Genomic DNA, 26,646 nt, shown 5'->3' on the forward strand with positions numbered 1-26,646 from the left:
GTTGGCCGCCTCGCGCACCCCGGTCACGTAGCTACCTACGTTCCCGGGGATTTGCTGCGTTGCCGCCTTGCTGCAACTTGAACTATTTTGGAGAAACGGTGCTATACGTAACGGTCATTCGGCAATCCATCACGGTTTACGCGCAATCAGCACCGCGCGCTGCGGGGCGGGGTAGCCTTCCACCGTCTTGCTGCGATCGTTCGGGTCAAGAAAATCGGCCAGCGACTCGGTAACCATCCACTCGGTGCGACGCTGCTCTTCGGTGGTGGTGACGCAAACGTCAGCGATACGCACATCAATAAAGCCGCATTTTTCCAGCCATTTTTTTAATGCCGGCGCGGAAGGAATAAAATAGACGTTACGCATCTGCGCGTAGCGGTCACCCGGCACCAAAACGGTATTTTCGTCGCCGTCGATGACCAGCGTTTCCAGTACCAGTTCACCCTCGTTGACCAACTGATCTTTTAACTGCCACAGATGTTCCAGCGGCGAGCGACGGTGATAAAGCACCCCCATCGAGAAGACGGTATCAAATGCTTTCAGCGCCGGGAGTTGTTCAATGCCCAACGGCAGCAGATGCGCGCGCTGATCGTTACCCAACAGTTTACGCACCGCCTCAAACTGGCAGAGGAAAAGCTGTGTAGGATCGATGCCGACCGCCAGATGTGCGCCCGCGCCAATCATCCGCCACAGGTGATAGCCGCTGCCGCAGCCGACATCAAGGATCGTCCGGCCGGTTAAATCTGACAGATGCGGCAGTACGCGATCCCACTTCCAGTCGGAGCGCCATTCGGTATCAATATCTACGCCATAAAGCGAGAACGGGCCTTTACGCCACGGCATCAGATTACGCAGCAATGTATCAATACGCTTTAGCTGACCTTCGCTGAGCGGCGTTTCGCTTTCCGCCGTGACGCTGTGCAGTAAATCCAGCCGCCAGGGCGTCATTTCCGGTAAAAATTCTACCGCGTTCGACCACTGTTTAAACAAGCCATGCTGCTGCTCGCGTTGCCAGGCGGCAATCTGCGCGGGCAATGTTTCCAGCCAGTGGGAGAGATGATTTTTAGCAATGAGCTGATAAAAGTTACCAAACTCGATCATGCGGCAGCTCCGGCTTTTAACGCGACAAGCGACCCGAAATTGAAGCACTGGAACCACAGTTCACTGTGTTCGAAACCCGCCTTACGCAGGCGCGATTTATGTGTTTCCACCGAGTCGGTGAGCATCACGTTTTCCAGCATACTGCGCTTCTGGCTGATCTCCAGTTCGCTGTACCCATTCGCGCGTTTAAAATCGTGGTGCATGTTGAATAACAGCTCGCCCACTTTCGCGTCTTCAAAGCTAAATTTTTCCGACAGTACCAGCGCGCCGCCGGGATTCAACCCCAGGTAAATCTTATCCAGCAATGCCTGGCGTTCGGCAGGTTCAAGGAATTGCAGGGTAAAATTCAGCACCACCATCGAGGCGTTTTCAATAGTGATATCGCGGATATCGCCTTCAACGACTTCAACCGGCGTAGGCGCTTTATACGCATCAATATGACGGCGGCAGCGTTCAATCATGGCCGGGGAGTTATCGACGGCGATAATGCGACAATGCTCATGGCGGATATTACGCCGAACAGACAGCGTCGCGGCGCCCAGCGAGCAGCCCAGATCGTAGACCTGCGTGTTCGGCTGCACAAAGCGTTCAGCCAACATGCCGATCATGGAGATGATGTTGGAGTAGCCTGGTACCGAACGCTGAATCATGTCGGGGAAAACTTCGGCTACTCGTTCATCAAAAGTCCAGTCGCCGAGACGGGCGATAGGCGCAGAAAAAAGCGTGTCGCGGTGAGACATAACGTATACATCCGGGAAAAATAAAGGCGCATATTGTGCGCTAATACAGGGAGAAAACCAACTCCCAGGGCATATACCACAGGTTTGCCAGCACCATCAGCAACAATGCGCACCAGGTCGCGCTCATCCCCGCCCGCCGCCAGCGGAACAGGCGGTGGTGAAAACCGTAATAATGCATCAGCCGACCGGCGATTAAAATGATGCCGCAGATATGCACCATCCACGTTTCGGCGCCGTTCATTTCCATAAACAGCAGCAGCACCAGCGCGACAGGAATATATTCCACCGCGTTGCCATGAATACGGATGGCGCTTTGCAATTCGCTAAAACCGCCGTCGCCATAGGCGACACGGTACTGCATTCGCAAGCGAACGACATTAAAAGAGAACTTCATTAATAATAACGCACCCAAAACGGCATACAGCGCGCTTACCATACAAACTCCCTTTTAAAATGGCTGATGGCACTGTCTATGATAGGGGGCATTTTCAGAAAAGAGAAGATTGCTGTGGAATGGACGGAGCAGTGCCGATTTCCGGTAAGACGCTGCGTAAATCATGCCAAAGCGTATTCACCAGTTCCGGCGCCTGCGCGATATTCGGAGTATGTAAAAACAGAAAAGGCGTGGTGGTCTGCCGCCACTGCGGGAGTTTCTGCAACCAGGCGGCGAAAAATTCACGGTTTTGCGCCATATTGTCGCTACCGATAAAACGCACCATCGGATGGCTGGCCGTCACGACCGCATGTACCGGGACTTTGGGTTTTTTTCGCTGCGCGTCGCGGACGGCCTCGCTGTGGGGATGGGCGGCATGTACCGGACGACTATCCAGGATCACGCGGTTTACGCCGCGCGCGTGTAACCCGCGATTGAGCCGCTGTTCATCCTCTCCTTTGTCAAAAAAACACGGATGACGAACTTCTACGCCATAGGTAAACGTGGCGGGGAGCGCATCAAGAAACTGCCATAAGGCGGGGAGCTCGCGCGGTCCAAAGGCGGCGGGCAACTGCAGCCAGTATTGGCCAATACGCGTTTCCAGCGGCGCCAGGCGGGTAAAAAACGCCTGTACCAGATCGTCGCAATGGCGCAGCGCGGCCTGGTGAGAAATGGTGGCGGGAAATTTAAAGCAAAAACGGAAATCGTCCGTAGTTTGCGCATACCAGCGATCGACAATTTCCGCTTTCGGCAGCGCGTAAAGCGTGGTGTTGCCCTCCACGCAGTTAAAGTGGCGGGCATACTCTTCCAGACTGGTGATGCCGAGCCGCGCCCATTTCGGGTGCGACCATTGCGGCAGGCCAATGTAGATCATAAGGCGTTTAAAATATCCTCTACGCTGCGTACCCGGCCAATGCGCGGGAAAATATGCGTCATACTGCTCTGATGCTGCTCACTGCTGGCGGCGCTACAGGCATCTTCGGCAATAATAAGGTTAAATCCCAACTCCCAGGCGTTACGCGCTGTGGATTCGACGCCGATATTGGTTGAGATTCCGCACAATATGATGGTGTCGATACCCCGGCGGCGAAGTTGTAATTCCAGGTCGGTGCCGTAAAACGCGCCCCACTGGCGTTTAGTCACTTCCAGATCGCTGTCCTTTTTACCCAATGCCGTAGGCCAGGTCCACCAGTTTTCCGGCAACGCGTGCGCAGGCGTTGCGGCATCCACCGGCTGTTTTAACGCTTCGGCATAATCATCAGACCATCCGACGCGTACCATAACCACGGGCGAGCCGTTGGCACGACACTTTTCCGCCAGCCGCGCGGCGCGGGCGACCACCTCATTTGCCGTATACGGGCCGCCGGCAAACGGAAGAATTCCTTCCTGTAAATCAATAACCACCAGGGCGGTTGTGGTCGCGTTGAGTTTCAGCATGATAATCACTCTCCTAAAAATAGCGTATTTCACTACACCTTAAGCGCGATTAAAGAGGAAAGCGGTGACAAATATTGTTAATTTTTGTGAGCATACGCAATACCCGCGTGAAAAACCCGGGTACAGTCAGTATGAACCAGGCGTCGATACCGCATGAAACGGGCAAGTTATCGCTCCCATGCTGGATTGACTCTTATCGTGCGGCAGAATTTCCAGTATAATAGCCGCCTTTTTTCATCCAGTTGTGACATACAGCTAAAGCTGCGACTTCGTCGCCTGCATGGCAGGCAACAATCCGCCTGCGGCTAAGTTAAGGGATATCTCATGCGTACAGAATATTGCGGACAGCTACGTCTGTCCCACGTGGGGCAGCAGGTGACTCTGTGTGGTTGGGTCAACCGTCGTCGTGATCTTGGCAGCCTGATCTTTATCGATATGCGCGACCGCGAAGGTATTGTGCAGGTGTTCTTCGATCCGGATCGTGCGGACGCGTTAAAGCTGGCCTCTGAACTGCGTAATGAGTTCTGCATTCAGGTTACGGGCACCGTGCGTGCGCGTGACGCGAAAAACGTCAATGCGGATATGGCGACCGGCGAAATTGAAGTGCTGGCGTCCTCTCTCACTATCATCAACCGCGCAGACTCACTGCCGCTTGACGCTAACCACGTTAATACCGAAGAGGCGCGTCTCAAGTACCGCTATCTGGATTTGCGTCGTCCGGAAATGGCGCAGCGCCTGAAAACTCGCGCCAAAATTACCAGCCTGGTGCGTCGTTTTATGGACGATCACGGTTTCCTTGATATTGAAACGCCGATGCTGACCAAAGCCACGCCGGAAGGCGCGCGCGACTATCTGGTGCCTTCGCGCGTGCACAAAGGTAAATTCTACGCGTTGCCGCAGTCGCCGCAGCTGTTCAAACAGCTCCTGATGATGTCCGGTTTCGATCGTTACTATCAGATAGTCAAATGCTTCCGTGATGAAGACTTACGTGCTGACCGTCAGCCGGAGTTTACTCAGATCGACGTCGAGACCTCCTTCATGACCGCGCCACAGGTGCGCGAAGTGATGGAAGCGCTGGTGCGCCATTTGTGGCTGGAAGTGAAAGGCGTGGATCTGGGGGATTTCCCGGTCATGACGTTTGCCGAAGCGGAACGTCGTTACGGTTCCGACAAACCAGACCTGCGTAACCCGATGGAACTGGTAGATGTCGCTGACCTGCTGAAATCGGTAGAGTTCGCGGTCTTCGCGGGCCCGGCTAACGATCCGAAAGGCCGCGTGGCAGCGCTGCGTGTGCCGGGCGGCGCACAGCTTAGCCGTAAGCAGATCGACGATTACGGTAACTTTGTTAAGATCTACGGCGCGAAAGGCCTGGCGTATATCAAAGTTAACGAGCGCGCGAAAGGTCTGGATGGGATTAACAGTCCGGTGGCCAAGTTCCTGACCGCCGACATCGTCGAGGCTATCCTTGAACGTACCGGCGCGCAGGACGGCGACATGATCTTCTTCGGCGCAGATAACAAAAAAGTGGTTGCCGATGCGCTGGGCGCGCTGCGTCTGAAACTGGGCAAAGACCTGAGCCTGACCGACGAAGACAAATGGGCGCCGTTGTGGGTGATTGACTTCCCGATGTTCGAAGACGACGGCGAAGGCGGTCTGACCGCGATGCACCATCCGTTCACCGCCCCGCGTGATATGACGGCGTCTGAACTGAAAACTGCGCCGGAAGAAGCCGTCGCTAACGCTTACGATATGGTGATTAACGGCTATGAAGTGGGCGGCGGTTCGGTGCGTATTCACAATGGTGAAATGCAGCAAACCGTATTTGGTATTCTCGGTATCAATGAGCAGGAGCAGCGCGAGAAGTTCGGCTTCCTGTTGGATGCGTTGAAATACGGTACGCCGCCGCATGCGGGCCTGGCGTTTGGTCTGGACCGTCTGACTATGCTGTTGACCGGCACCGACAATATTCGTGATGTTATCGCCTTCCCGAAAACGACCGCCGCCGCGTGTCTGATGACCGAAGCGCCGAGTTTCGCTAACCAGGCAGCGTTGACGGAGTTGGGTATTCAGGTTGTGAAGAAAGCCGAGAATAACTGATATGAACAATGTACACGACATCATTCGCGTGATATCGCGGCGGCCCGCAAGGGCGAGTCTCATCCGTCACCCAACAGCCAACAACGAGGTCGCGTGAAGGATAAAGTGTACAAGCGCCCCGTTTCGGTCTTGGTGGTTATTTTCGCGCAGGATACGAAACGGGTGCTAATGTTGCAGCGACGCGATGACCCGGATTTTTGGCAGTCAGTGACTGGCAGCATAGAAGAAGGGGAGACCGCGTTGCAGGCCGCCGTACGTGAAGTCAAAGAGGAGGTCACGATTGATGTTGCGGCAGAGCAACTGACCTTAATCGACTGCCAACGTACGGTGGAGTTTGAAATTTTTTCACATTTACGTCATCGCTATGCGCCGGGCGTCATGCACAATACAGAATTCTGGTTCTGCCTTGCGTTACCGCATGAGCGGCAGGTGATATTCACTGAACATCTGACGTACCAGTGGCTTGATGCGCCTGACGCGGCGGCGCTTACCAAGTCCTGGAGTAACCGGCAAGCGATTGAAGAGTTTGTCATTAACGTCGCCTGAAAAGGCGCGCTTTTTTTGAGGAAATATTTATGGCAGGTCATAGTAAATGGGCCAACACCAGACATCGTAAAGCTGCGCAGGATGCCAAGCGCGGTAAAATCTTCACTAAAATTATTCGTGAACTGGTAACGGCAGCTAAATTGGGCGGCGGCGATCCGGATGCCAACCCGCGTCTGCGCGCGGCTGTAGATAAAGCGCTGGCCAACAACATGACCCGCGACACTCTGAACCGTGCCATCGCTCGCGGTGTGGGTGGTGATGAAGACTCGAACATGGAAACCATCATCTATGAAGGTTATGGTCCTGGCGGCACGGCCATTATGATTGAGTGTCTGAGTGACAACCGTAACCGTACCGTAGCGGAAGTGCGTCATGCTTTCAGCAAGTGCGGTGGTAATCTGGGTACCGATGGCTCAGTGGCGTACCTGTTCAGTAAGAAAGGGGTCATCTCCTTTGAGAAAGGCGATGAAGACACCATCATGGAAGCCGCTCTGGAAGCTGGCGCGGAAGATGTTGTGGCCTATGATGATGGCGCGATTGATGTTTACACTGCCTGGGAAGAGATGGGCAAAGTGCGTGACGCGCTGGAAGCGGCGGGTCTGAAAGCGGACAGCGCCGAAGTGTCTATGATCCCGTCAACCAAAGCGGATATGGATGCGGAAACCGCGCCGAAACTGCTACGTCTGATCGATATGCTGGAAGACTGTGACGATGTTCAGGAAGTCTACCATAACGGTGAGATCTCTGATGAGGTGGCGGCGACCCTGTAATGGTGCTGTTAAACGCCGGCGGGCAGGGGGTATAGCGTGTCGATTATTCTCGGTATTGACCCCGGCTCGCGCATTACCGGTTATGGCGTTATCCGCCAGGTAGGCAGACAACTCACCTATCTGGGCAGCGGATGTATTCGCACCAAAGTTGATGATTTGCCGTCTCGTTTGAAGCTCATATACGCAGGCGTGACGGAAATCATCACGCAGTTCCAGCCGGACTATTTCGCTATCGAACAGGTGTTTATGGCGAAAAATGCCGACTCAGCCCTCAAGCTGGGACAGGCGCGCGGCGTCGCGATTGTCGCCGCGGTCAACCAGGAACTGCCCGTGTTTGAATACGCGGCGCGTCAGGTGAAGCAAACCGTCGTCGGTATTGGTAGCGCGGAGAAAAGCCAGGTTCAGCATATGGTGCGCACGTTGCTGAAGCTCCCCGCTAACCCGCAGGCAGACGCCGCAGATGCGCTGGCTATCGCCATTACGCATTGCCATGTTAGCCAGAACGCGATGCAAATGAGCGAATCGCGGCTGAATTTAGCGCGTGGGAGAATGCGCTGATGTAAATGCAGGGTCAGGGAGACCCGTACTATGGCGATAATAAAGTCGATAAAATTTTGGCTGGCAGAAATCGTGCTGCTGGTCGTGGTGTTGCCGATATTAGCAATAATACTCAGTATCTTTAACATTATTTTTAATATTGCTGGCGATATCTATGGGCTTATCGCCACGCTGATGGCCACCATTCTTGTGGGTTGTGCGACTGGTGGTATTCGCGGTCGCTTTATCGATGAACGAGAGCGTTTTATTCCTGGTTTTTTACCTGCCTTATTACTGATTTTCTATTCTCTTACCGTTTGGCTGATAATGATTATCGTCGCTGACGGCGACTTCGAAAGTCGCGTGTTTTATCACGGGATACAGTGGTTCGGACTCTATTCTGCCTTGATCAAATCGGCTTTAATGACGGAATTTTATGAGATATCATCGTCAAGGGTGATCATTGCCCCGGTGATTCCATTTGTCGGCTTCCTGTCGTATACCATCATGCGTTTTATCACCGTCCGGCAGAATAATAAGTTGGAAAACGTCACCGGATGGCGAAGTATTGTTCTGCTCATTGCCGCAATGACAATTGCCATTAGCGGATTATTGGCCTGGCAAAGTTATGATCGTCGCGAGCGACGAGTGGTTAACGATCCGGCCAGGGAAATAACGGAATCTTTTGAGCCTGGCGCATATGACCCGTTTACCCCCGATAATAAACTGACGGCGCTGAACGCATCACCTGGGCTATTGCTGGAAAACGACTGGCCGCGACTGAATGGCGCAACGGCAGTTTATCCGGTGTACGCCTCGGCAGCGCAGGCGCTGTATCACAATCTGGATGTAGACAGCGTGTGGAAATATGTTCGCTGCGATCGGACACCTGGTGCCTGGGAGAAGTTAATTCATGGTGAAGCGGATATCATTTTTGTCGCTGAGCCTTCCGCCGAGCAAAAAGACAGCGCGAGGGCGCAGGGCGTTGATTTACACTTCTCTCCCATTGCCCGCGAGGCTTTTGTTTTTGTCACGCATAAGGATAATCCGCTGACTCAACTGAGTGAAAAACAGATTCGCGATATCTATTCCGGGCGTGTGAACAACTGGCTGGAAGTCGGCGGCAACGATGCGCGTATTTACCCCTATCAGCGGCCAAAGGGATCGGGTAGCCAGACGATTATGCTGGCTGCGGTGATGGGCGAGGATAAACTTCGCAAGCCGCTGGAAACAGAATCCGTTCACGATATGATCGGATTGCTGCGTAATGTGGCAAATTACCAGAACAGCGCCAATGCTCTGGGGTATACCTTCCGCTATTATGCTACGCAGCTTCACCATAGCCCTGATTTGCGCTTGCTGGCGGTGAATGGCATCGAGCCAACCATCGAAAATATTCGCAATGGAAAATATCCTTACACTATTGATGTATATATGGTTTCCGCTGGAAAACCCTCGCGGCAATCGCAAAAATTTATCGATTGGTTTTTGAGCGAGCAAGGGCAAAGGTTGATTGCTGACGTTGGATACGTTCCTCTGGTGCGCTAATGCACGTTGGGAGGCGGGAGAGACAATATATCTGTCAGTCATTTGACAGGCCTCGTATCGGCCTGTCAGGATATACTCGCGAGTGGAAATATCAGGGCGTTATGCCGCTTCTCCGGGAAGATGCCCCTGAGAGTGACTCTGATAGATTACATCCAGGTTGGGATGATGCCACAGGCTGGCTGGCTGGCGTCACCGTCTTACGATCCCACGGGATTGAACCTAAAAACCAGAACTTCCAGAAGGTGAGTTTTGCATCAGGATTGCTGTGAAGTAATTCTTCGAATGTCTCAATATCGCCTACCGGAATACACAATGCTTCTTTATAGATATCAAACACAAATTTCGAGCAGAACTGGCGCGATGACTCGTATTTAAACCCCGTGTGATAAAACTTATTCAGCCGGGCGGGAACCTGCTCCATGATGGCGAGTTTCTGCTCGACCGTCAGGCCGCCGCGCAGACGGCGAACGGCGTAACGTTGTCCGGCTGAACGTTGTATAAATAGTGACAGCGTGGTGACGGTTGAGAGGGGGACGCGACTTTCCGCCACCAGATAGTCATCACCATTATGGCCAATAATAATCCCAACATGGTTGCTCCAGCACTGTGAAGCGGTGGATATCTGGCCGAAAAGCGCGGCACCTATACAGGTAAAGACGATATCCCCGGTTTCATATTGGACAGAATAATGTTTTTTCATCTCTGCATTCCATTATTTGAAATAAATTCCTTTTATTTATTCTACAGGGTAGTTAGCATTATACCAGATAAATGACAAGCCTTAGTGTTATCGAAATATGTATGGTGAATATTTCATTTATTGGAATTAATGTCGCAAATATATTTGGGGGAGAATTAAGGTGGTAAATTTCTCATCATCTGATCTCTCATATTGACAGGGAGTATGACGTGGTTGATGATAAACCAATGAGAATAGGTTGGGTATTTTATTTTTCTTATATTTTTGTTGCTATTATCTTTCATCTGTTTATTAGTTTTTGTTATTGTTTGAGTATTGATATGGCAGAGGCTAATACTGTTGTTTTTTTATTAAAGCCAGGGACGATTTCATTATTATTTTTGCTTCTCCCTGCCAGGCGGTTCAGGACCAGACTGTTGGCAACATTGAGTTCAGTTTTCATTACCTTAGTATTTAACCAGTGGCATTTGGTTGCCGGGAATAAAGAACTGGTTTTGTGCCTGCAGGCAGCGTGCTTTATGGCTTTCCTGGCTATGACATCGGTAAAAAAATCCGGGTGGATGATTAGCGCATCATTATTTTTGGTTTGTGCGGCCGGAACGATTCGCCAGTGCTGGCTGGAACAGCTGTTTAACGCTGCCGATATATATATTGTTGATGATGGGCGGAGCTGTGGCGCCAGCGGCCACTGCTTCCAGTATATTGCAGCAAAAGGCCGTGGGTTAGCAGCAAAACGACAGGCACTTTTTAGTAGCGAAGAGTATGTGAATATTTATTATAGTTATTCAGAAGGGATGCCAGCCGTGAATTTCGATGGCATGAAAAATGAGTTTGTACAATATTTATTGTGTCATGGCGAATTAAAATCTGTTGCGCGCGACGATAAAACAACATGCGATTAAATTCAGCGCTAGTGGTTAATATTATTAAATCTATTCTCGGGTCTGTTTTTTTGGAGGCCCGATGTTCCGCTGTTGGCATTCGTACTGGATACATTATTAGTGTTATCAGGATACTCATTATTGAAGACTACCGAACGTGCGCCACGGCATGTTGGCAAAAAGTTGTTCGCGTAGGACGCAAAAAGTTGTCAATGAGTGTACGACTTATTTTGTACGCAGCGGGGAGCGTACCCGTCGTTAACCATCGCGGGTTGTCGGAGTAGATAAATATCGGGATACGTGTTTTTCATCTGGATAAACATCCAGTCTTTTTTTATGATAGTGCATTATCTTTTCAGCCCTTTACGCAGGAGCGTCATGTGATAGGCAGACTCAGAGGCATTATTCTCGAAAAACAACCCCCGATCGTGCTGCTGGAGACAGGGGGAGTAGGCTATGAAGTACATATGCCTATGACCTGCTTTTACGAGCTGCCGGAGGCCGGGCAGGAGGCAATCGTCTTCACCCACTTCGTGGTGCGTGAAGATGCGCAGTTGCTGTACGGATTTAACAATAAGCAAGAGCGCACGCTATTTAAAGAGCTAATTAAAACGAATGGCGTCGGGCCTAAGCTGGCGCTGGCGATCCTCTCCGGCATGTCGGCGCAACAGTTCGTCAATGCGGTTGAGCGCGAAGAGCTTGGTGCGCTGGTGAAGCTGCCGGGTATCGGCAAGAAAACTGCCGAACGATTGATTGTCGAAATGAAAGACCGCTTTAAAGGGCTACATGGCGATCTCTTTACGCCAGCGGTCGACTTGGTATTGACATCGCCGGCCAGCCCAACCTCGGAAGATGCAGAACAAGAAGCAGTTGCTGCGCTGGTGGCGCTGGGTTATAAACCGCAAGAAGCCAGTCGGATGGTAAGCAAGATCGCCCGTCCGGATGCAAGCAGTGAAACACTGATTCGCGACGCGTTACGCGCCGCGTTATGAGGTAAAGGATGATAGAAGCAGATCGCCTGATTTCAGCAGGCGCCACGATCGCAGAAGACGTCGCCGATCGCGCCATTCGCCCGAAGTTATTGGCGGAATATGTCGGCCAACCGCAGGTGCGCTCCCAGATGGAGATCTTTATTCAGGCGGCAAAACTGCGTGGCGACGCACTAGATCACTTGCTGATTTTCGGCCCGCCAGGGTTAGGTAAAACGACTCTGGCGAATATCGTTGCCAATGAAATGGGCGTCAATCTCCGAACCACGTCCGGCCCGGTGCTGGAAAAAGCAGGCGATCTGGCGGCTATGCTCACCAATCTTGAACCGCATGATGTGCTGTTTATTGATGAGATTCACCGGCTTTCACCGGTGGTGGAAGAGGTACTCTATCCGGCGATGGAAGATTACCAGTTGGATATTATGATTGGCGAAGGGCCTGCTGCACGTTCAATTAAGATCGATCTGCCGCCGTTTACGCTCATTGGCGCGACGACGCGCGCCGGGTCGTTAACGTCCCCGCTACGTGACCGTTTTGGTATTGTGCAGCGCCTGGAGTTCTACCAGGTGCCCGATCTGCAGCACATCGTCGGGCGCAGCGCAAGGCACATGGGGCTTGAGATGAGCGATGACGGCGCGCTGGAAGTGGCGCGTCGGGCGCGCGGTACGCCGCGTATAGCCAACCGTCTGCTCAGACGTGTGCGTGATTTTGCTGAGGTGAAGCATGACGGGGCTATTTCAGCGGAAATTGCCGCGCAGGCGCTGGATATGCTGAACGTCGATGCGGAAGGATTTGATTATATGGATCGCAAGCTACTGCTGGCGGTTATTGATAAATTCTTCGGTGGTCCGGTGGGACTGGATAACCTGGCGGCGGCGATTGGCGAAGAGCGTGAAACCATTGAGGACGTGCTGGAGCCGTATCTGATTCAGCAAGGCTTTTTGCAGCGCACGCCGCGTGGGCGTATGGCAACGGTGCGCGCCTGGAACCACTTTGGTATTACGCCGCCAGAGATGCCTTAACGCCTGAAGTCGCTGCGCTCATCAGACCAGGGCGATTTTGTAGGCCCGGTAAGCGCAGCGTCACCGGGCAACACACGCTTAGCTTGCCTGCTTTTTCATCATACTGAAGATAAACAGCAGCGCGGCACATAGCACTACGGATGGCCCTGCCGGGGTATCATAAAAGGCTGAGAAGGTCAGTCCACCTGTAACCGCTATCATACCTACACCAACGGCGACGCCCGCCATCTGCTCCGGCGTACGGGCAAAGCGACGCGCGGTTGCGGCGGGGATAATCAGCAGCGACGTAATGATCAGCGCTCCGACAAACTTCATCGCTACGCCAATGGTTAACGCCGTTACCAGCATCAATAGCAGCTTCACGCGCTGTAACTTCACGCCATCGACAAAGGCAAGATCCGGACTGATAGTCATTGACAGCAAGTTGCGCCACTGCCAGAAGAGAATGGCCAGCACAATAACTACCCCAATAGCGATCGAGATAAGATCTTCCGGCGTCACGGCCAGCAAATCGCCAAACAGATAAGCCATTAAATCAACACGGACATTGGACATCAGGCTGACCACGACCAGCCCTAAAGACAAGGCGCTGTGCGCCATAATGCCCAGTAAGGTATCAATCGCGAGGTGAGGGCGTTTCTCCAGCCATACCAGACCGGCGGCCAGCAGCAGCGTAACGGCGATTACCGCATAAAAGGGGTTAACGTCCAGCAACAGGCCAAACGCCACGCCCAGAAGCGACGCGTGAGCCAGCGTATCGCCAAAATAGGACATCCGACGCCAGACCACAAATGAGCCCAAAGGACCAGCGGCGCACGCCAGCATCATCCCGGCCAGCCAGCCGGGCAGTAATAATTCAATCATGAGTGACCATTTCCCCGGCGCAGTACAATACGACCCTGTAAATCGTGGCGATGATTATGATGATGGCGATAAATCCCTAATTGCTCCGCGCCACGCGGGCCAAACATAGAGATAAATTCCGGATGCATAGACACCACTTCCGGCGCGCCGGAACAACAAATATGATGGTTCAGGCATAACACTTCATCTGTCTTTGCCATGACCAGATGTAGGTCATGCGACACCATCAGCACGGCGCAATCGAGTTCACGGCGCAGCTGATCGATAAGATCGTATAACGCGACCTGGCCGTTGACATCCACGCCTTGCGTCGGCTCATCAAGTACCAGCAACTGAGGCCTGTTAAGCAGAGCACGCGCCAGCAGTACGCGCTGTGTCTCACCGCCAGAGAGTTTTTGCATGGGCGCGTCAATCAAATGTCCGGCCTGAACGCGTTTAAGCGCCGGGAGAATATCCGTTTTTTGTGTGCCGGGACGTAAACGTAAAAATCGGTTTACCGTCAGCGGAAGCGTGGTATCGAGATAGAGCTTTTGCGGGACATAGCCGATACGGAGTTGCCCGTTGCGCTTGATCACCCCTTCATCAGGGGCTACCAGTCCTAAAACCACGCGTACAAGCGTTGACTTCCCCGCGCCGTTAGGGCCGAGAAGCGTTAAAATTTTTCCGGGGCTCAATTCAAGCGACACGTCAGAGAGGACGCGGCGTTGACCAAATGAGACCGAGACGTTTTCCAGTGAAACTAAACTTGTCATGTTAATTTTAGGCTTGCAGAAGTGATAGAATGTTATAATATCACATTTCACACATTCATTACGATGATTAGTCGCATTATGTTACAGAAAAATACGCTTCTTTTCGCAGCATTATCCGCCGCGCTTTGGGGGAGTGCAACCCAGGCTGCCGACGCCGCCGTTGTCGCTTCGCTTAAACCGCTTGGGTTTATCGCTTCCGCCATTGCTGATGGCGTTACGGATACACAAGTATTACTTCCGGATGGGGCTTCCGAGCATGATTATTCATTGCGTCCATCAGACGTAAAACGCTTACAGGGCGCGGACTTAGTCGTCTGGGTTGGCCCGGAAATGGAAGCCTTTATGGAGAAGTCGGTCAGGAATATTCCTGATAATAAGCAAGTTACCATTGCGCAACTTGCCGATGTAAAACCGTTACTCATGAAGGGCGCGGATGATGATGAGGATGAACATGCGCATACGGGCGCCGATGAGGAAAAAGGTGACGTACATCACCATCACGGCGAATATAACATGCATCTTTGGCTCTCCCCAGAGATAGCGCGGGCTACAGCGGTTGCAATCCATGAAAAATTAGTGGAACTTATGCCGCAAAGTCGAGCCAAACTCGACGCCAACCTGAAGGATTTTGAGGCACAATTAGCCGCAACCGATAAACAGGTCGGTAACGAGCTCGCGCCGCTCAAGGGGAAAGGGTATTTCGTTTTTCATGACGCCTACGGTTACTACGAAAAACACTACGGACTCACCCCGCTCGGTCACTTTACCGTGAACCCTGAGATACAACCTGGCGCGCAGCGTTTACATGAAATAAGAACACAGTTGGTTGAGCAAAAAGCAACCTGCGTTTTTGCTGAGCCACAATTCAGGCCAGCGGTCGTGGAAGCCGTGGCGAGAGGGACATCCGTTCGAATGGGAACACTGGACCCCCTCGGGACGAACATTAAACTGGGTAACACAAGCTATTCAGCGTTTTTAAGCCAATTAGCCAACCAGTATGCGAGCTGCCTGAAAGGAGATTAACGAGGAAGTGAATACGTGCAACAGATAGCCCGCTCTGTCGCCCTGGCATTTAATAATCTGCCCCGACCCCACCGCGTTATGCTGGGGTCACTTACCGTTCTGACACTGGCCGTCGCCGTATGGCGGCCCTATGTTTACCACCCAGAATCCGCACCAATCGTTAAAACTATTGAACTGGAGAAAAGCGAGATTCGTTCCCTCTTACCGGAGGCCAGCGAACCCATCGATCAGGCCGCGCAGGAAGATGAAGCTATTCCTCAGGATGAGCTGGACGATAAAACCGCAGGCGAAGTCGGCGTCCATGAATACGTCGTCTCCACAGGCGATACGTTAAGCAGCATTCTGAATCAGTACGGCATCGATATGAGCGATATTAGCCGACTTGCCGCTTCTGATAAGGAGCTGCGCAATCTGAAAATTGGCCAACAGCTTTCCTGGACACTGACCGCCGATGGCGATTTACAGCGTCTGACATGGGAAGTCTCCCGCCGTGAAACGCGTACCTACGATCGCACTGCCAACGGTTTTAAAATGAGCAGTGAAATGCAGCAGGGGGACTGGGTCAACAGTCTGCTGAAAGGTACGGTAGGGGGTAGCTTTGTCGCCAGCGCGAAAGAGGCCGGTTTAACCAGCAGCGAAATCAGCGCAGTGATAAAAGCAATGCAGTGGCAGATGGATTTTCGGAAGCTGAAAAAGGGCGATGAATTTTCGGTTCTGATGTCGCGCGAGATGCTGGATGGCAAGCGTGAACAGAGTCAGTTGTTGGGCGTGCGGATGCGTTCCGATGGTAAAGATTACTACGCCATTCGCGCCGCTGACGGTAAATTCTATGACCGTAATGGGGTTGGTCTGGCGAAAGGCTTTTTACGCTTCCCGACCGCCAAACAGTTCCGCATCTCCTCCAATTTCAATCCGCGCCGTCTGAACCCGGTTACTGGACGCGTTGCGCCGCATCGTGGCGTTGACTTTGCGATGCCGCAGGGTACGCCGGTGCTGTCGGTGGGGGATGGCGAGGTCGTGGTCGCTAAACGTAGCGGCGCTGCCGGTTACTACATTGCGATTCGTCATGGACGCACCTACACCACACGTTATATGCACTTGCGTAAGCTGCTGGTGAAACCGGGGCAAAAAGTGAAACGTGGCGATCGTATTGCGCTTTCTGGTAACACCGGGCGCTCCACAGGGCCGCATCTGCATTATGAGGTATGGATCAACCAGCAAGCCGTTAACCCTCTAACAGCAAAATTGCCGCGCACGGAAGGTCTGACGGGGTCAGATCGTCGTGAATACCTGGCACAGGTGAAAGAGGTTCTGCCACAACTGCGCTTCGATTAACAAATGCGCTGACAGAGCCGGTACGCGATGTGTGCCGGCTTTTTTGTTTTGTGTGAGACGCAGACGTCGCTACACTATTCACAATTCCTTTTCGCGTCAGCAGACCCTGGAAAAGCATGGAAACCAAAAAAAATAATAGTGAGTATATCCCTGAATTCGAAAAATCCTTTCGCTATCCGCAGTATTGGGGCGCCTGGTTGGGCGCTGCGGCAATGGCGGGGATCGCATTAACACCGGTATCATTCCGCGACCCTTTGCTGGCGACGCTGGGGCGTTTTGCCGGACGGCTGGGGAAGAGTTCTCGTCGCCGGGCGCTAATTAATCTGTCGTTGTGCTTTCCGCAGCGTAGCGAAGCTGAACGCGAAGCGATTGTCGATGAGATGTTCGCCACCGCGCCGCAGGCAATGGCGATGATGGCTGAGTTGGCGATGCGCGGTCCGAAAAAAATTCAACAGCGTGTTGACTGGGAAGGTCTGGAAATCATTGAGGAGATGCGTCGTAACGACGAAAAAGTCATTTTTCTCGTACCGCATGGCTGGGGCGTCGACATTCCAGCCATGCTGATGGCCTCTCAGGGGCAAAAAATGGCGGCGATGTTTCATAATCAGGGTAATCCGGTTTTTGACTATATCTGGAACACAGTGCGTCGGCGTTTCGGCGGACGTTTGCATGCGCGCAATGACGGGATTAAACCCTTTATTCAGTCTGTTCGTCAGGGCTACTGGGGTTACTACCTGCCGGACCAGGATCACGGCCCGGAGCATAGTGAATTCGTTGATTTCTTTGCGACATACAAAGCAACGCTGCCTGCGATTGGTCGGCTGATGAAAGTGTGCCGCGCACGCGTGATACCGCTTTTCCCGGTGTATAATGGTAAAACGCATCGCCTGACTATCCAGATTCGCCCACCAATGGACGATCTGCTCACGGCTGACGATCACACTATCGCCAGACGGATGAACGAAGAGGTCGAAATTTTTGTCGGCCCGCATCCGGAACAGTACACCTGGATCCTGAAGCTGCTCAAAACCCGCAAGCCAGGCGAGATTCAGCCGTATAAGCGTAAAGATCTTTATCCCATCAAATAAATAAAGCCTCTCGTAAGAGAGGCTTTATGCTGACAAACCCTGTATTACCTGATGAGCAGGTGTGGGGGAGTTTTACTCAACGGTCAAAATACGCGTGGTATTGGTTGAGCCGACGGTGCTCATGACATCGCCCTGAGTCACGATAACCAGGTCACCGGAAACCAGATACCCTTTATCGCGCAGCAGATTAACAGCTTCATGTGCCGCGACAACGCCATCAGCCGCGCTGTCAAAATGCACCGGCGTTACTCCGCGGTAGAGCGCGGTCAGGTTGAGCGTGCGTTCATGGCGCGACATGGCGAAAATCGGCAGGCCGGAGCTGATACGGGAAGTCATTAGCGCGGTACGACCGGATTCCGTCATGGTGATGATCGCGGTAACGCCTTTCAGATGGTTTGCCGCATACATCGCAGACATGGCAATAGCTTCTTCAACGTTGTCGAACTGCACGTCGAGACGGTGTTTAGACACATTGATGCTGGGGATTTTTTCTGCGCCCAGGCAGACGCGCGCCATTGCGGCAACGGTTTCAGAAGGATACTGACCGGCTGCGGTTTCGGCAGACAGCATAACCGCATCCGTGCCATCCAGGACGGCGTTCGCCACGTCCATCACTTCCGCACGGGTCGGCATCGGGTTGGTGATCATCGACTCCATCATTTGCGTTGCGGTGATGACTGCGCGGTTTAGCTGACGCGCACGGCGAATCAGCGCCTTCTGGATACCAACCAGCTCCGGATCGCCGATTTCAACGCCCAGATCGCCACGTGCGACCATCACAACGTCAGAGGCCAGAATGATATCGTCCATGGCGTTTTGATCGCATACCGCTTCGGCGCGTTCGACCTTAGCCACAATTTTCGCGTCGCAGCCGGCGTCGCGCGCCAGGCGGCGTGCATAGTTCAGATCTTCGCCGCAGCGCGGGAAGGAGACGGCCAGATAGTCAACGCCTATCAGCGCAGCGGTTTGAATATCGGCTTTATCTTTTTCGGTCAGCGCTTCAGCAGAAAGCCCGCCGCCGAGCTTGTTAATGCCTTTATTGTTAGACAGCGGGCCGCCGACGGTGACCTCGGTAAAGACTTTCATGCCCTGGACTTCAAGCACTTTCAACTGCACTCGACCATCGTCAAGCAGCAGGATATCGCCAGGAACGACGTCTGCCGGCAACCCTTTGTAATCAATGCCGACTTTTTCTTTATCGCCTTCGCCTTTACCCAGGTTAGCGTCTAACAGAAATTTGTCCCCGATATTGAGGAACACTTTGCCTTCTTTAAAAGTGGAAACGCGAATTTTTGGCCCTTGCAGGTCGCCTAAAATAGCCACATGACGCCCCAATTTGGCGGCAATCTCACGGACTTTATCAGCACGCATTTTATGATCTTCCGGCGAGCCGTGAGAGAAGTTCATACGTACTACGTTTGCGCCCGCGGCGATAACCTTCTCAAGGTTGTTATCGCGGTCAGTTGCCGGGCCTAACGTGGTAACGATTTTGGTTCTGCGAAGCCTTCTGGACATGTAATACTCCGTTGACTAAAACAACTTGGTGTTGCGTGAACATTGATCCGGTCGTTCTGAAACCTTAACGGTATAAAATGAACGTCCCCGGATGACGAAAAGGGTAGAACATTGTTATTGCTTTTAGCGGTCATCACTCCTGATGAGTAATTCTTTATCAAAACGCGATTCCTTGAGCGCTTCCTTGACACGCTTCAAGTTATCTCTGAATTTCGCCCCGCGACGCAAAGTAAATCCCGTTGCCAGCACATCTATCACGGTCAGCTGAGCAAGTCGAGAGACCATGGGCATATAAATGTCTGTATCTTCCGGTACGTCGAGGGTAATGGCCAGCGTGGCTTCGCGCGCCAGCGGCGTTCCAGCGGAGGTCAGGGCGATCACCATCGCATCGTTTTCCCGCGCCAACTGCGCCAGTTCCACCAGGCTCTTGGTTCTGCCAGTATGCGAAATGAGCACGACGACGTCATCATCGTTACAATTCATACAGCTCATCCGTTGCAGCACGATATCGTCGGAGTAAATCACCGGCACATTGAAGCGAAAAAACTTATTCATGGCGTCATGCGCGACCGCGGCGGAGGAACCAAGACCAAAAAAGGCGATTTTTTTTGCCTGGGTCAGTAAATCGACGGCGCGGTTGACGGCCGATTTATCCAGCGACTGACGAACATGGTCGAGACTGGCCATGGCGGACTCGAAGATTTTTCCTGTATAGGCCTCAACGCTGTCATCTTCATCCACATTGCGATTAACATAGGGGGTGCCATTTGCCAGACTTTGCGCCAGATGCAGTTTAAAATCAGGAAAGCCGCGGGTATTCATGCTGCGACAGAAACGGTTCACCGTTGGCTCGCTAACGTTAGCTTCCTGGGCCAGCATGGCAATGCTTAAGTGAATCGATCTGCCTGGGGCGGCCAGAATAACATCGGCGACTTTTCGTTCAGATTTGCTTAAATGTTCCAGTTGAGACTGGACTTTTTCCAGCATATTCATGATTAGCAAGGCTCATGGGTATTAGCGATTTCAATGATGCGCGAAACCGAGCGCGTTTTGTTAGATATTACTCCTGGCGGCTGTCAAAGGGGGCAAAATGGCTAAAAAAGGTGTCGTTTTTTTTCATTACATGACCGACGTCGGATTTTAAGTTCCAGCTTGTGTGGAAAAGCGACAATTTTATTAGGCGTTTTGCCGATTATATTGCCAATCAAACGCCGGTTCATCCATGAAAAGGCGTTTACGGTTTCCGTAATCTCGTAAAAGCAGTACAGTGCTGTGTAATAAAATTACAACGATATCCTGGCTAAAGTACCAGGAGATTAACTGAGGAGAATGACATGGCGGTAACGCAAACAGCCCAGGCATGTGACCTGGTCATTTTCGGCGCGAAAGGCGACCTGGCGCGCCGGAAACTGCTGCCTTCCCTGTATCAGCTTGAGAAAGCCGGCCAGATCCATCCGGATACCCGGATCATTGGGGTGGGGCGCGCGGACTGGGATAAAGAAGCTTATACCCACGTTGTGCGTGAAGCGCTGGAAACCTTCATGAAGGAAAAAATTGATGAAGGCTTGTGGGATACGCTGAGCGGCCGTCTGGATTTTTGTAATCTTGACGTTAACGATACGCCTGCGTTTAGTCGCCTGGGCGATATGCTGGATCAAAAAAACCGCACCACCATTAACTATTTTGCGATGCCGCCCAGCACCTTTGGCGCTATTTGCAAAGGGTTAGGAGAGGCTAAACTCAACGCCAAACCGGCGCGCGTCGTGATGGAAAAACCGTTGGGTACTTCGCTGGCGACCTCGCGTGAGATTAACGATCGGGTCGGCGAATACTTTGAAGAGTGCCAGGTATATCGTATCGACCACTATCTGGGTAAAGAAACGGTTCTCAACCTGCTGGCGCTGCGTTTTGCCAACTCGTTATTCGTTAATAACTGGGATAACCGCACTATCGATCACGTTGAGATTACCGTAGCGGAAGAGGTGGGGATTGAAGGGCGCTGGGGATACTTTGACCAGGCCGGTCAGATGCGCGATATGATCCAGAACCACTTGCTGCAAATTCTCTGCATGATTGCCATGTCACCGCCGTCTGACCTGAGCGCCGACAGTATTCGCGATGAAAAAGTCAAAGTGTTGAAATCGCTGCGCCGTATTGATCGCTCCAACGTGCGTGAAAAAACGGTTCGTGGTCAATACACCGCGGGCTTTGCGCAGGGGCAAAAGGTGCCGGGCTATCTGGAAGAAGAGGGCGCGAATAAAAGCAGCAACACCGAAACGTTCGTCGCGATCCGCGTCGACATCGATAACTGGCGTTGGGCGGGCGTGCCATTCTATCTGCGCACCGGCAAGCGTCTGCCAACTAAGTGCTCTGAAGTCGTGGTTTATTTCAAGACGCCTGAACTGAATCTCTTTAAAGAGTCCTGGCAAGACCTGCCGCAGAACAAATTGACGATTCGCCTGCAGCCGGATGAAGGCGTGGATATTCAGGTACTTAACAAAGTACCGGGGCTGGATCATAAGCATAATCTGCAGATCACGAAGCTTGATCTGAGCTACTCCGAGACCTTTAATCAGACGCACCTGGCGGATGCATATGAGCGCCTGCTGCTGGAAACGATGCGTGGCATTCAGGCGCTGTTTGTCCGCCGTGACGAAGTGGAAGAAGCCTGGAAGTGGGTGGACTCCATTACCGAAGCATGGGCGATGGACAACGACGCGCCGAAGCCGTATCAGGCGGGCACCTGGGGACCGGTAGCGTCCGTGGCGATGATTACCCGTGACGGTCGTTCGTGGAATGAGTTTGAGTAAATTTGCCACTCACTCTTAGGTGGTATTTTACCGGTAACATGATCTAACACAGATTGTAGAATCATTTTTGCACTTTTAAGCCTCGTGTGGATTCACCTGCGAGGCTTTTTTTATTACACTGCCTGAAACGATTTTGCCCCATTATCCCCGGACATCATGTATTTCACTGTCTTTCCACATTGATGAAACGCATGGTAAACCCGGTAGCCGGACAGATAAATTTCAGGAGCCTCTATGAATCCTAATTTGTTACGCGTAACACAGCGCATTGTCGAACGCTCGCAGCAGACCCGAAAAGCCTATCTTGCCCGCATTGAGCAGGCGAAAACCGCCACGGTCCACCGATCTCAACTGGCCTGCGGCAACCTGGCGCATGGCTTCGCCGCCTGTCAGCCAGAGGACAAAACCTCGCTGAAAAGTATGTTGCGCAATAATATCGCCATCATTACCTCCTACAATGACATGCTCTCTGCGCATCAACCGTATGAACATTATCCGCAGATTATTCGTCAGGCCCTGCATTCCGTGAATGCGGTAGGTCAGGTCGCAGGCGGCGTACCGGCAATGTGCGATGGCGTTACGCAAGGGCAGGATGGCATGGAGTTGTCATTACTCAGCCGCGAAGTGATAGCGATGTCGGCAGCAGTAGGCCTTTCTCACAATATGTTTGACGGCGCGTTATTCCTCGGCGTATGCGACAAAATTGTTCCGGGGCTGGCGATGGCCGCGCTCTCTTTTGGTCATTTACCCGCGATTTTTGTTCCGTCAGGCCCGATGGCGAGCGGCCTGCCGAATAAAGAAAAAGTCCGTATTCGTCAGCTATATGCGGAAGGAAAAGTAGACAGAATGGCGCTGCTGGAGTCGGAAGCCGCCTCTTACCATGCGCCGGGCACCTGTACATTTTACGGCACCGCCAACACCAACCAGATGGTGGTGGAGTTTATGGGAATGCAGTTGCCGGGTTCTTCGTTTGTGCATCCGGATGCGCCGCTGCGCGAGGCATTGACTGCCGCTGCCGCACGTCAGGTAACACGTCTTACCGGCAACGGCAATACGTGGATGCCGCTCGGTAAAATGATCGACGAAAAAGTCGTGGTGAACGGCATTGTCGCGCTGCTGGCTACCGGCGGCTCCACCAACCACACCATGCATCTGGTTGCAATGGCGCGCGCGGCGGGCATTCTGATCAACTGGGATGACTTCTCGGATTTGTCGGAAGTGGTTCCGTTGATGGCGCGTCTGTACCCGAACGGTCCGGCGGACATTAACCACTTCCAGGCGGCGGGCGGCGTACCGGTATTGATGCGTGAGCTGCTCAATGCCGGATTGCTGCACGAAGACGTTAACACTGTCGCAGGCTTCGGCCTGAAACGCTATACGCTGGAGCCCTGGCTCAACAACGGCGAGCTGGACTGGCGTGAAGGCGCGGAAAGGTCACTGGATAACGATGTCATTGCCTCTTTTGATAAGCCGTTCTCTCCTCACGGCGGCACTAAGGTGCTAAGCGGTAATCTGGGGCGCGCAGTAATGAAGACGTCTGCGGTACCGGTTGAAAATCAGATCATTGAAGCGCCTGCCATGGTATTTGAAAGTCAGCATGATGTGCTGCCTGCGTTTGACGCGGGCCTGCTTGACCGGGATTGTGTCGTTGTCGTGCGTCATCAGGGACCAAAAGCGAATGGAATGCCAGAATTACATAAACTCATGCCGCCACTTGGTGTATTATTGGACCGCCGTTTCAAAATCGCGTTAGTTACTGATGGACGACTTTCAGGCGCTTCGGGTAAAGTGCCTTCAGCTATCCACGTAACGCCGGAAGCCTACGATGGCGGCTTACTGGCAAAAGTGCGCGATGGCGACATCATTCGCGTGAATGGGCAGACAGGTGAGTTAACTCTGCTGGTCGACGAGGCGGAACTTGCCGCTCGTCAGCCTCATATTCCGGACCTGAGCGCGTCGCGCGTCGGAACGGGGCGTGAGTTGTTTGGCGCGCTGCGCGAAAAGCTGTCGGGTGCGGAGCAGGGCGCAACCTGTATCACTTTTTAAGATGACACACTAGTAATCAGGCGAGAGAAGAATTCCGATGAAAAACTGGAAAACAAGTGCAGAAGCAATCCTGACCACCGGCCCGGTTGTCCCGGTCATTGTAGTCAATAAACTGGAGCACGCGGTGCCGATGGCTAAAGCGCTGGTGGCCGGGGGCGTTCGCGTTCTGGAAGTGACTTTACGTACGGCCTGCGCGATGGATGCTATTCGCGCTATCGCTAAAGAAGTGCCGGAAGCGATTGTCGGCGCCGGAACCGTTCTCAATCCGCAGCAGTTGGCGGAGGTGACGGAAGCGGGCGCGCAGTTTGCGATTAGCCCGGGGCTGACTGAGCCACTGCTGAAAGCCGCGACGGCAGGCACTATCCCATTGATTCCCGGTATTAGCACCGTTTCTGAACTGATGTTGGGCATGGACTATGGTCTGAAAGAGTTCAAATTCTTCCCGGCGGAAGCGAATGGCGGCACCAAAGCGTTGCAGGCGATTGCCGGTCCGTTCTCTCAGGTACGTTTCTGCCCAACTGGCGGCATCTCTCCGGCAAACTATCGTGACTATCTGGCGCTGAAAAGCGTGTTGTGCATCGGCGGTTCCTGGCTGGTGCCGGCCGACGCGCTGGAAGCGGGTGATTACGATCGCATCACCAAACTGGCGCGCGAAGCGGTAGAAGGCGCGAAGCAGTAAGCCGTTAAATGCCCGATGGCGCTTGCTTATCGGGCTTACGAGTGGCGATCAGGCAGGTCTGATAAAAATGCGCTAACGTCGCCATCAGGCGATGGCGCATTAGCCTTTTACCGTCACGCGGCTGACGGCCTTTTTCGCTCTTATCACCGCTTCTTCAACGTTTTCACCTGTCGCTAACGCTACACCAAGACGACGGGTGCCGTCGATCTCAGGCTTACCAAACAGCCGTACCTGCACTCCGGCTCCTACCGCCGCGTGTACATTATCAAACGTCACATTTTGACTGGTAAGCTGCGGCAGAATCACGGCCGAGGCAGCGGGACCATACTGGCGAATAGCGCCTACGGGCATTCCCAGAAAGGCGCGCACATGCAGCGCAAACTCAGAGAGATCCTGAGAAATCAACGTGACCATTCCGGTATCGTGCGGGCGAGGGGAGACTTCGCTGAAAATGACTTCATCGCCACAGACGAAGAGTTCAACGCCGAACAGACCATGACCGCCTAACGCCAGTACCACATGACGAGCAATCTCTTGCGCCCGCTTCAGCGCCAGTTCGCTCATCTGCTGTGGCTGCCAGGATTCGCGATAGTCGCCATCTTGCTGACGATGACCGACCGGCGCGCAGAAATGCACGCCATCGACGGCGCTAACGGTGAGCAGCGTAATTTCAAAATCAAATTTAACCACGCCTTCCACAATCACGCGACCCGCGCCAGCGCGTCCGCCCTGTTGAGCATACTCCCATGCCTGCGCGAGCTGTTCGGCCGAGCGGATAAAGCTCTGGCCTTTGCCGGAAGAGCTCATGACCGGTTTGACGATGCAAGGAAAACCCACTGCGGCTACCGCATCATGAAAACTGGCCTCACTGTCGGCAAAGCGATACGTCGATGTCGGCAGACCTAATTCTTCTGCGGCCAGGCGACGGATCCCTTCGCGGTTCATCGTGAGCTGAGTTGCACGGGCGCAAGGCACGACATTCAGCCCTTCGTCCTCCAGCTCACGCAGCGTATCGGTGGCGATCGCTTCTATTTCCGGCACGATATAATGCGGTTTTTCCTCTGTAATCACATGACGTAGCGCCTCGCCGTCCAGCATATTAATGACGTGTGAACGGTGAGCCACATGCATGGCGGGAGCATCAGGATAGCGATCGACGGCGATAACCTCGATCCCCAGGCGTTGGCATTCAATCGCTACCTCTTTTCCTAATTCTCCTGCCCCTAATAACATCACCCGCGTTGCTGCCGGACGCAGCGCAGTGCCTAATAGCGTCATATTTCTGTCCCCTTATTTACCTGCGCGCAGTATATACGAAAACGTTTGCGTATGTCTTTTCGAATAGATTGCTTTTCTTGCTGTCTTGCAATATACTGTATATAAACACAGGTAAATAAGGGGCTGCAAAATGGCGGTTGAAGTTAAATACGTAGTCATTCGCGAGGGTGAGGAGAAGATGTCATTTACCAGTAAAAAGGAAGCCGACGCCTGGGACAAAATGCTCGATACTGCCGATCTTCTTGATACCTGGCTTGAGCAGTCGCCAGTCGTGCTGGAAGATGGGCAGCGCGAAGCGTTGTCGCTGTGGCTGGCGGAACATAAAGAGGTGTTAAGTACTATCCTCAAAACCGGTAAGTTGCCTTCTCCGCAGGCGGTTGAAAAGGACGCCGCGAGTAAAACGAAAAAGCAAGCCGCCTGAACCCGTACTTGCGCTCCCGGCGTTTTGTACCATG

Annotated in this window: 25 protein-coding genes and 1 pseudogene; 15 read left to right on the forward strand and 11 right to left on the reverse strand. The window is 52.9% G+C overall.

All coding sequences use genetic code 11. The features are described 5' to 3' along the window. Nucleotides 1-129 precede the first annotated feature (129 nt). Genes cmoB through J4728_RS07865 form a run of 5 tightly spaced genes read right to left on the reverse strand, consistent with a single transcriptional unit; the run spans nucleotide 130 to nucleotide 3,711 of the window. Complete coding sequence (gene cmoB, locus J4728_RS07845) at nucleotides 130-1,101, reverse strand: tRNA 5-methoxyuridine(34)/uridine 5-oxyacetic acid(34) synthase CmoB (protein ID WP_000569034.1); 972 nt, start codon at nucleotides 1,099-1,101, stop codon at nucleotides 130-132. Then, nucleotides 1,098-1,841, reverse strand: a complete 744-nt coding sequence (gene cmoA, locus J4728_RS07850) for a carboxy-S-adenosyl-L-methionine synthase CmoA (RefSeq protein ID WP_001524372.1) — start codon at nucleotides 1,839-1,841, stop codon at nucleotides 1,098-1,100. The genes cmoB and cmoA overlap by 4 nt, the downstream gene beginning before the upstream one ends. Nucleotides 1,842-1,881: 40 nt before the next feature. Further along, nucleotides 1,882-2,277 carry an MAPEG family protein gene (locus tag J4728_RS07855; RefSeq protein ID WP_000252975.1) on the reverse strand — a complete coding sequence of 132 codons (396 nt, stop codon included), beginning with the start codon at nucleotides 2,275-2,277 and terminating at the stop codon, nucleotides 1,882-1,884. Between the two features lie 52 nt (nucleotides 2,278-2,329). Continuing rightward, nucleotides 2,330-3,148: a DUF72 domain-containing protein gene (locus J4728_RS07860; protein WP_208211532.1), complete on the reverse strand. Its 819-nt coding sequence runs from the start codon at nucleotides 3,146-3,148 to the stop codon at nucleotides 2,330-2,332. Then, nucleotides 3,145-3,711 (reverse strand): hydrolase, encoded by a 567-nt coding sequence (locus J4728_RS07865; RefSeq protein ID WP_000916144.1) that lies wholly within the window; start codon nucleotides 3,709-3,711, stop codon nucleotides 3,145-3,147. The genes J4728_RS07860 and J4728_RS07865 overlap by 4 nt, the downstream gene beginning before the upstream one ends. 324 nt (nucleotides 3,712-4,035) lie before the next feature. On the opposite strand from J4728_RS07865, the gene aspS reads away from it, so the two are divergent. The 5 genes from aspS (at nucleotide 4,036) to J4728_RS07890 (ending at nucleotide 9,209) form a co-directional block, all read left to right on the forward strand. Continuing rightward, complete coding sequence (gene aspS, locus J4728_RS07870) at nucleotides 4,036-5,808, forward strand: aspartate--tRNA ligase (RefSeq protein ID WP_001258633.1); 1,773 nt, start codon at nucleotides 4,036-4,038, stop codon at nucleotides 5,806-5,808. 93 nt (nucleotides 5,809-5,901) lie between these two features. Continuing rightward, nucleotides 5,902-6,354, forward strand: coding sequence for a dihydroneopterin triphosphate diphosphatase (gene nudB, locus J4728_RS07875; protein WP_000653693.1), 453 nt, complete (start codon nucleotides 5,902-5,904; stop codon nucleotides 6,352-6,354). 29 nt (nucleotides 6,355-6,383) lie between these two features. Then, complete coding sequence (locus J4728_RS07880; protein ID WP_023197855.1) at nucleotides 6,384-7,124, forward strand: YebC/PmpR family DNA-binding transcriptional regulator; 741 nt, start codon at nucleotides 6,384-6,386, stop codon at nucleotides 7,122-7,124. A gap of 36 nt (nucleotides 7,125-7,160) precedes the next feature. Continuing rightward, nucleotides 7,161-7,682 (forward strand): crossover junction endodeoxyribonuclease RuvC, encoded by a 522-nt coding sequence (gene ruvC / locus J4728_RS07885; protein ID WP_000022510.1) that lies wholly within the window; start codon nucleotides 7,161-7,163, stop codon nucleotides 7,680-7,682. Nucleotides 7,683-7,712: 30 nt separating this feature from the next. Further along, nucleotides 7,713-9,209 (forward strand): PstS family phosphate ABC transporter substrate-binding protein, encoded by a 1,497-nt coding sequence (locus J4728_RS07890; protein WP_208211534.1) that lies wholly within the window; start codon nucleotides 7,713-7,715, stop codon nucleotides 9,207-9,209. A gap of 99 nt (nucleotides 9,210-9,308) precedes the next feature. On the opposite strand, the pseudogene J4728_RS07895 reads toward J4728_RS07890, so the two are convergent. Further along, nucleotides 9,309-9,909 (reverse strand): annotated as a pseudogene (locus J4728_RS07895) (YebB family permuted papain-like enzyme). A gap of 209 nt (nucleotides 9,910-10,118) precedes the next feature. On the opposite strand from J4728_RS07895, the gene J4728_RS07900 reads away from it, so the two are divergent. From J4728_RS07900 to ruvB, 3 genes are all read left to right on the forward strand, one after another. Then, nucleotides 10,119-10,811: a hypothetical protein gene (locus J4728_RS07900; RefSeq protein WP_000227320.1), complete on the forward strand. Its 693-nt coding sequence runs from the start codon at nucleotides 10,119-10,121 to the stop codon at nucleotides 10,809-10,811. Between the two features lie 359 nt (nucleotides 10,812-11,170). Continuing rightward, entirely contained in the window at nucleotides 11,171-11,782 is a 612-nt protein-coding gene (gene ruvA / locus J4728_RS07905) for a Holliday junction branch migration protein RuvA (RefSeq protein WP_000580335.1), read from the forward strand. An 8-nt stretch (nucleotides 11,783-11,790) separates the two neighbouring features. Further along, nucleotides 11,791-12,801: a Holliday junction branch migration DNA helicase RuvB gene (gene ruvB / locus J4728_RS07910; RefSeq protein WP_000568504.1), complete on the forward strand. Its 1,011-nt coding sequence runs from the start codon at nucleotides 11,791-11,793 to the stop codon at nucleotides 12,799-12,801. Nucleotides 12,802-12,879: 78 nt separating this feature from the next. Here the strand turns inward: ruvB and znuB are convergent, their stop codons facing one another. Both znuB and znuC read right to left on the reverse strand, forming a co-directional pair. Continuing rightward, on the reverse strand, nucleotides 12,880-13,665 hold the full coding sequence (gene znuB, locus J4728_RS07915) for a zinc ABC transporter permease subunit ZnuB (RefSeq protein ID WP_000571508.1): 786 nt from the start codon (nucleotides 13,663-13,665) through the stop codon (nucleotides 12,880-12,882). Then, nucleotides 13,662-14,417 carry a zinc ABC transporter ATP-binding protein ZnuC gene (znuC, locus tag J4728_RS07920; protein ID WP_000203023.1) on the reverse strand — a complete coding sequence of 252 codons (756 nt, stop codon included), beginning with the start codon at nucleotides 14,415-14,417 and terminating at the stop codon, nucleotides 13,662-13,664. Before znuC ends, znuB begins: the two co-directional genes overlap by 4 nt. Before the next feature lie 78 nt (nucleotides 14,418-14,495). Here znuC and znuA point away from each other — a divergent pair, with 78 nt between their 5' ends. From znuA to lpxM, 3 genes are all read left to right on the forward strand, one after another. Further along, nucleotides 14,496-15,440 carry a zinc ABC transporter substrate-binding protein ZnuA gene (gene znuA, locus J4728_RS07925; RefSeq protein WP_208211536.1) on the forward strand — a complete coding sequence of 315 codons (945 nt, stop codon included), beginning with the start codon at nucleotides 14,496-14,498 and terminating at the stop codon, nucleotides 15,438-15,440. Between the two features lie 15 nt (nucleotides 15,441-15,455). Further along, nucleotides 15,456-16,775: a murein DD-endopeptidase MepM gene (gene mepM, locus J4728_RS07930; protein ID WP_001184028.1), complete on the forward strand. Its 1,320-nt coding sequence runs from the start codon at nucleotides 15,456-15,458 to the stop codon at nucleotides 16,773-16,775. Between the two features lie 116 nt (nucleotides 16,776-16,891). Further along, on the forward strand, nucleotides 16,892-17,863 hold the full coding sequence (lpxM, locus tag J4728_RS07935) for a lauroyl-Kdo(2)-lipid IV(A) myristoyltransferase (RefSeq protein ID WP_208211538.1): 972 nt from the start codon (nucleotides 16,892-16,894) through the stop codon (nucleotides 17,861-17,863). A 72-nt stretch (nucleotides 17,864-17,935) separates the two neighbouring features. Here the strand turns inward: lpxM and pyk are convergent, their stop codons facing one another. Continuing rightward, nucleotides 17,936-19,378 (reverse strand): pyruvate kinase, encoded by a 1,443-nt coding sequence (pyk, locus tag J4728_RS07940; protein WP_000091156.1) that lies wholly within the window; start codon nucleotides 19,376-19,378, stop codon nucleotides 17,936-17,938. A 123-nt stretch (nucleotides 19,379-19,501) separates the two neighbouring features. After that, on the reverse strand, nucleotides 19,502-20,371 hold the full coding sequence (locus tag J4728_RS07945) for a MurR/RpiR family transcriptional regulator (protein ID WP_001056719.1): 870 nt from the start codon (nucleotides 20,369-20,371) through the stop codon (nucleotides 19,502-19,504). A gap of 341 nt (nucleotides 20,372-20,712) precedes the next feature. On the opposite strand from J4728_RS07945, the gene zwf reads away from it, so the two are divergent. From zwf to kdgA, 3 genes are all read left to right on the forward strand, one after another. Next, the gene (zwf, locus tag J4728_RS07950) at nucleotides 20,713-22,188 is read left to right on the forward strand and encodes a glucose-6-phosphate dehydrogenase (RefSeq protein WP_000301711.1); all 1,476 of its coding nucleotides are present in this window, start codon (nucleotides 20,713-20,715) and stop codon (nucleotides 22,186-22,188) included. A 234-nt stretch (nucleotides 22,189-22,422) separates the two neighbouring features. Then, nucleotides 22,423-24,234: a phosphogluconate dehydratase gene (edd, locus tag J4728_RS07955; protein WP_208211539.1), complete on the forward strand. Its 1,812-nt coding sequence runs from the start codon at nucleotides 22,423-22,425 to the stop codon at nucleotides 24,232-24,234. A 37-nt stretch (nucleotides 24,235-24,271) separates the two neighbouring features. After that, a complete protein-coding gene (kdgA, locus tag J4728_RS07960) occupies nucleotides 24,272-24,913 on the forward strand; it encodes a bifunctional 4-hydroxy-2-oxoglutarate aldolase/2-dehydro-3-deoxy-phosphogluconate aldolase (protein WP_000800497.1) in 642 nt (213 codons plus the stop codon). Nucleotides 24,914-25,012: 99 nt separating this feature from the next. Here kdgA and purT read toward each other — a convergent pair whose 3' ends face one another. Continuing rightward, a complete protein-coding gene (gene purT / locus J4728_RS07965) occupies nucleotides 25,013-26,191 on the reverse strand; it encodes a formate-dependent phosphoribosylglycinamide formyltransferase (protein ID WP_208211541.1) in 1,179 nt (392 codons plus the stop codon). 130 nt (nucleotides 26,192-26,321) lie between these two features. Here purT and yebG point away from each other — a divergent pair, with 130 nt between their 5' ends. Then, nucleotides 26,322-26,612 carry a DNA damage-inducible protein YebG gene (gene yebG, locus J4728_RS07970; protein WP_000257723.1) on the forward strand — a complete coding sequence of 97 codons (291 nt, stop codon included), beginning with the start codon at nucleotides 26,322-26,324 and terminating at the stop codon, nucleotides 26,610-26,612. The last annotated feature ends 34 nt before the right edge of the window (nucleotides 26,613-26,646 follow it).

It is taken from the genome of Salmonella sp. 32070601201500089SM (assembly GCF_017573605.1).
GTDB lineage: Bacteria > Pseudomonadota > Gammaproteobacteria > Enterobacterales > Enterobacteriaceae > Salmonella > Salmonella enterica.

Coding starts and splice junctions, on each gene's coding strand:
- cmoB (WP_000569034.1), bottom strand. CDS start 1,101: ATGATCGAGTTTGGTAACTTTTATCAGCTCATTGCTAAAAATCATCTC.
- cmoA (WP_001524372.1), bottom strand. CDS start 1,841: ATGTCTCACCGCGACACGCTTTTTTCTGCGCCTATCGCCCGTCTCGGC.
- J4728_RS07855 (WP_000252975.1), bottom strand. CDS start 2,277: ATGGTAAGCGCGCTGTATGCCGTTTTGGGTGCGTTATTATTAATGAAG.
- J4728_RS07860 (WP_208211532.1), bottom strand. CDS start 3,148: ATGATCTACATTGGCCTGCCGCAATGGTCGCACCCGAAATGGGCGCGG.
- J4728_RS07865 (WP_000916144.1), bottom strand. CDS start 3,711: ATGCTGAAACTCAACGCGACCACAACCGCCCTGGTGGTTATTGATTTA.
- aspS (WP_001258633.1), top strand. CDS start 4,036: ATGCGTACAGAATATTGCGGACAGCTACGTCTGTCCCACGTGGGGCAG.
- J4728_RS07880 (WP_023197855.1), top strand. CDS start 6,384: ATGGCAGGTCATAGTAAATGGGCCAACACCAGACATCGTAAAGCTGCG.
- J4728_RS07890 (WP_208211534.1), top strand. CDS start 7,713: ATGGCGATAATAAAGTCGATAAAATTTTGGCTGGCAGAAATCGTGCTG.
- ruvB (WP_000568504.1), top strand. CDS start 11,791: ATGATAGAAGCAGATCGCCTGATTTCAGCAGGCGCCACGATCGCAGAA.
- znuB (WP_000571508.1), bottom strand. CDS start 13,665: ATGATTGAATTATTACTGCCCGGCTGGCTGGCCGGGATGATGCTGGCG.
- znuC (WP_000203023.1), bottom strand. CDS start 14,417: ATGACAAGTTTAGTTTCACTGGAAAACGTCTCGGTCTCATTTGGTCAA.
- znuA (WP_208211536.1), top strand. CDS start 14,496: ATGTTACAGAAAAATACGCTTCTTTTCGCAGCATTATCCGCCGCGCTT.
- lpxM (WP_208211538.1), top strand. CDS start 16,892: ATGGAAACCAAAAAAAATAATAGTGAGTATATCCCTGAATTCGAAAAA.
- pyk (WP_000091156.1), bottom strand. CDS start 19,378: ATGTCCAGAAGGCTTCGCAGAACCAAAATCGTTACCACGTTAGGCCCG.
- J4728_RS07945 (WP_001056719.1), bottom strand. CDS start 20,371: ATGAATATGCTGGAAAAAGTCCAGTCTCAACTGGAACATTTAAGCAAA.
- zwf (WP_000301711.1), top strand. CDS start 20,713: ATGGCGGTAACGCAAACAGCCCAGGCATGTGACCTGGTCATTTTCGGC.
- edd (WP_208211539.1), top strand. CDS start 22,423: ATGAATCCTAATTTGTTACGCGTAACACAGCGCATTGTCGAACGCTCG.
- kdgA (WP_000800497.1), top strand. CDS start 24,272: ATGAAAAACTGGAAAACAAGTGCAGAAGCAATCCTGACCACCGGCCCG.
- purT (WP_208211541.1), bottom strand. CDS start 26,191: ATGACGCTATTAGGCACTGCGCTGCGTCCGGCAGCAACGCGGGTGATG.
- yebG (WP_000257723.1), top strand. CDS start 26,322: ATGGCGGTTGAAGTTAAATACGTAGTCATTCGCGAGGGTGAGGAGAAG.